This is a genomic window from Virgibacillus sp. AGTR (genome assembly GCF_016919725.2).
Lineage (GTDB): Bacteria > Bacillota > Bacilli > Bacillales > Amphibacillaceae > Virgibacillus > Virgibacillus salarius.
On sequence record NZ_JAJERH010000170.1, the window covers coordinates 1 to 944 of the forward strand.

At 37.8% G+C, this 944-nt stretch carries 1 protein-coding gene; it reads left to right on the top strand.

Annotation, left to right across the window (positions count from 1 at the left end; genetic code table 11):
• Positions 1-944 (top strand): condensation domain-containing protein (locus JUJ52_RS23040; protein ID WP_228089248.1); only part of this gene is annotated, 944 nt, incomplete at both ends.

Consider the following 944-nt stretch of genomic DNA (forward strand, 5'->3'; position numbering starts at 1 on the left):
CAGAGTTTGACGTTAGAAGAACTAGCGGAACTAACGAAATACTACCATTCTGCAACCATTCAAGATATTTACCCATTGACACCAATGCAGGAAGGAATGTTATTCCATTCTCTGTTAGATGAACATTCAACGACCTATTTTGAGCAAAAATCCTTTATATGCAAGGGGAATGTCCATCTTGATATTCTCGAACAAAGCTTTATAAAACTAATCGAACGGTACGAAATTTTACGAAGTGTAATCGTCCATGAGAATGTTCAATCACCAAAACAAGTCATCTTGAAAACACGTAAGCCTATGATTCATTATGAAGACCTTAGTACGCTTAGCGAAAACGAAAGAACAGCCTATGTGGAAAAGTTTGAAGTTGCCGATAGGCAAAAAGGCTTTAGTCTTAGTCAAGATATTCTGATACGACTAGCTGTTTTAAAGCTGAATGCAGAAGAATATAAAATGATTTGGAGCTCTCATCATATTCTGATGGATGGCTGGTGTAACGGGTTAATTATGAAAGATTTTTTCACCATTTATAGCTATTTAAGCAATGGGACAGCGGTACAGTTACCAGACACCACGCCATATGTGGAATATATTAAGTGGCTACAGAAACAGCCAAAAAATAAGGCAAAGCAGTTCTGGCAACAGTATGTGGAAGGATATACGAATCAGGCGAAGTTACCTAGTAAAGAGAAACGAAGTGAAGCCTTTACGAAAGAGCGCTTAGAATTTACGATTGATCCAAAAATGACCGAAGCTTTAAAACGAATTAGTAAACACCATCAAGTAACCTTAAACAATGTCATCCAAACGGTATGGGGAATCCTACTCCAAAAGAATACAAACTTAGATGATGTCGTATTTGGCTCGGTCGTTTCCGGAAGGAATGCAGAAGTAGAAGGTATTGAGGAAATGGTAGGATTATTCATAAACACAGTACCAGTACG